Raw genomic sequence first — 3074 nt, 5'->3', positions numbered from 1 at the left:
CGCACCGGGCTTACGAGTGGTAGGCCGCTTCGCCATGCGAGGTGAGGTCGAGGCCTTCGCGCTCTGCGTCGGCTGTCGGACGCAGGCCGATGATCAGGTCGACGATCTTGTAGAGGATGGCGCTGCCGATACCCGACCACAGCAGGGTCACCAGGACACCCTTGGCTTGCGCCAGGAGCTGGGTGGCCGTGCCGGCATAGCCGGCAGCAAAGTCGGCCGTCGAATAGTCGACAATGCCGGCGCCACCGAGGGCAGGATTGACCAGGATGCCTGTGCCGAGCGCGCCGATGATGCCGCCGATGCAGTGGACGCCGAAGACATCAAGGCTGTCGTCGTAGTCGAACGTGTTCTTCACCACCGAGACGAAGAAGTAGCAGACGAAGGTGGCGACGATGCCGAGCACGATGGCGCCCATCGGGCCGGCAAAGCCGGCAGCGGGCGTGACGGCGACGAGGCCGGTCACCGCACCCGAAACAGCACCAAGCATGGAGGCTTTGCCGCGCAGCAGCGATTCAAGCACGATCCAGGTGACCGCCGCCGCCGCCGTGGCGACGAAGGTATTGATCATGGCCAGCACCGCATAGGCGTTCGCTTCAAGATTCGAACCGGCGTTGAAGCCAAACCAGCCGACCCACAGCAGCGAAGCACCGACCATGGTCAGCGTCATCGAGTGCGGCGCCATGAGATCCTTCTTGTAGCCGCTGCGCTTGCCGATCATGAGCGCGCCGACGAGGCCGGCAATGCCCGCATTGATGTGAACGACCGTGCCGCCGGCGAAGTCGATGGCGCCGAAGCTGAAGATGAGGCCCGTCGGATCGCTATAAGCGCTCGGGCCGCCCCAGAACCAGACCATATGAGCGATCGGGAAGTAGATGAAAGTGACCCACAGGATGACGAAAAGGATCAAAGCGGAGAATTTGACGCGTTCGGCGAAGGCGCCGACGATCAGAGCCGGCGTGATGCAGGCGAAGGTCATCTGGAAGACGACGAACACCAGTTCAGGAATGGCGACACCCTTGGTAAAGGTTTCCGACAGGGTCGTCACATCGACGCCGGAGAGAAACATCTTGGAAAGGCCGCCGACGAAGGCGTTGCCCGGGGTGAAGGCGAGGCTGTAGCCGTAGAAAACCCAGATGATCATGACCACGCTGGTGATGGTGAAGACCTGCATCAGCACTGACAGCATGTTCTTGCTGCGAACCAGGCCGCCGTAGAAAAGCGCAAGACCGGGAACCGTCATCAACAGCACCAGAACGGTGGAAACCATCATCCACGTGGTGTCGCCCTTGTCGACGGTGAAAGCTGGCGCTGCTGCGGCCGCGGCGGGAGCCGCTTCCTGCGCGAATGCGGCGACCGTGCCCAATGCTCCGAGCGCGAACGAGCCGAGCAGCGCGGAGCGCGCCGCTGACTTCAAGGTGGAAGGAATATTCATTGAACTCTCCATTGGAATACGTGATCGCCGCTCAGAGCGCGTCGGTGTCTGTTTCGCCGGTGCGGATGCGCACCGCCTGATCGATGCCGAAAACGAAGATCTTGCCGTCGCCGATCTGCCCGGTCTTGGCGGCGGCGGTGATGGCTTCGACAGCCTTGTCCACCATGTCGGAACTGACGGCGACTTCGATCTTGATCTTCGGCAGGAAGCTGACCGCGTATTCCGCCCCGCGATAGATTTCCGTATGCCCTTTCTGACGCCCGTAGCCTTTGACTTCGGTGACGGTCAGGCCCTGGATGCCGACGGCGGTAAGCGCTTCGCGTACCTCGTCGAGCTTGAACGGCTTGATGATTGCCATCACAATTTTCATAAGGTTTCACCCTTCGCTGTTGCGGTCCCCCGCGTTTGCACACCTTCACCGATCCTAAAAAGCCGGAGAGTGCCCACGAGGATTCAAGCTCCGTGCCAAGTGCCGAAGCAGTGTGTTAACCCATTGTAAACAAAGAGATTGAGGAGCGTTCCGACGCAACCTGTTGATAGCTGCGGCGATGCATCTGCTTAAAAATTGGGCAACTTTTGAAAAATGCCTACTCTGCAGGCGATCGCTTCAGCCGGATCAGCCCTTCCTGCGCGACCGAGGCGATCAGCGTGCCGTCGCGGGCAAACAGCGACCCGCGTGTAAAGCCGCGTGACCCCTGTGTCGACGGGCTGTCCTGCGTGTAGAGCATCCAGTCGTCGAGCGCATGACTGCGATGGAACCACATGGCGTGGTCGAGGCTCGCCGCCTGGATATCGCGGTCGAAAATGGCGCGGCCATGCGCGAAGGTCGATGTGTCGAGCAGCGTCATGTCGGAAAGATAGGCGAGCACCGCCGCCTGGATGGCGCGGTCCGCCGGCACCGGACCTGTGGTGCGGATCCAGATATTCTGCTTCGGCTCCAGCTTTTCGCGGCTGGTGTAATGCTTCAGCATCACCGGCTTCATCTCGATCGGCCGGTCGCGCTCCCAGTAGCGTTTGATGCCATCGGGCACCGCGTCGGCGAATTTGCCCAGCAATTCGCGTTGCGACAGCAATGTGTCCGGCCCCGGAACGTCCTGCGGCATCGGCACCTGGTGCTCGAGACCGACCTCGTCCTGCTGGAACGAGGCTTCGAGCGAAAAGATCGCCTGGCCGTGCTGGACTGCCACCACGCGCCGCGTGGTGAAGGAGCCGCCGTCGCGAATACGGTCGACCTCGTAGACGATCGGCACCTTGGTGTCGCCGGGCCGCATGAAATAGCCGTGCAGTGAATGCACGTGCCGATCGGGATCCACTGTCCGCTGCGCCGCCACCAGCGCCTGGGCGATGGTCTGGCCGCCGAACACGCGCTGCCAGTCGAGCAAGGGGCTGCGACCACGATACAGATTGTGTTCCAGCTTCTCGAGGTCGAGAATGCCGAGAAGCTCGTCCATGGCTGCCGTCATATTTCGCGCCCTCGCCGCAGAAGTGTTATGGCGGTTTCCGACAGGACGGACAGGCAGTCAAGGGTGCAGGACCCGGCGGCGCGCAGGAGCGAAGATGATGGAACGCAAGGCGGACACGCAAACCGGGGCAAACGCGAAAACAGTATCTGGGCTCGACGTCCTGGTCGCCGGCGCCGGCT

3 protein-coding genes are annotated in these 3074 nt (G+C 62.0%); all 3 read right to left on the bottom strand.

Translation table 11 applies throughout. From position 1 onward, the window contains the following. Positions 1–10 precede the first annotated feature (10 nt). The 3 genes from EOC06_RS17435 to tesB all read right to left on the bottom strand — a co-directional run bounded on the left by EOC06_RS17435 (position 11) and on the right by tesB (position 2895). The gene (locus EOC06_RS17435) at positions 11–1432 is read right to left on the bottom strand and encodes an ammonium transporter (protein WP_127267327.1); all 1422 of its coding nucleotides are present in this window, start codon (positions 1430–1432) and stop codon (positions 11–13) included. Positions 1433–1463: 31 nt separating this feature from the next. Beyond that, positions 1464–1802 (bottom strand): P-II family nitrogen regulator, encoded by a 339-nt coding sequence (locus EOC06_RS17430; protein ID WP_013892292.1) that lies wholly within the window; start codon positions 1800–1802, stop codon positions 1464–1466. A 217-nt stretch (positions 1803–2019) separates the two neighbouring features. Further along, entirely contained in the window at positions 2020–2895 is an 876-nt protein-coding gene (gene tesB, locus EOC06_RS17425; protein ID WP_127319574.1) for an acyl-CoA thioesterase II, read from the bottom strand. Positions 2896–3074 lie beyond the last annotated feature (179 nt).

It is taken from the genome of Mesorhizobium sp. M7A.F.Ca.MR.362.00.0.0, from assembly GCF_004023175.1.
GTDB lineage: Bacteria > Pseudomonadota > Alphaproteobacteria > Rhizobiales > Rhizobiaceae > Mesorhizobium.
The sequence above is the reverse complement of the archived record's forward strand: the minus strand, read 5'-3'. Positions and strand labels throughout refer to the sequence as shown.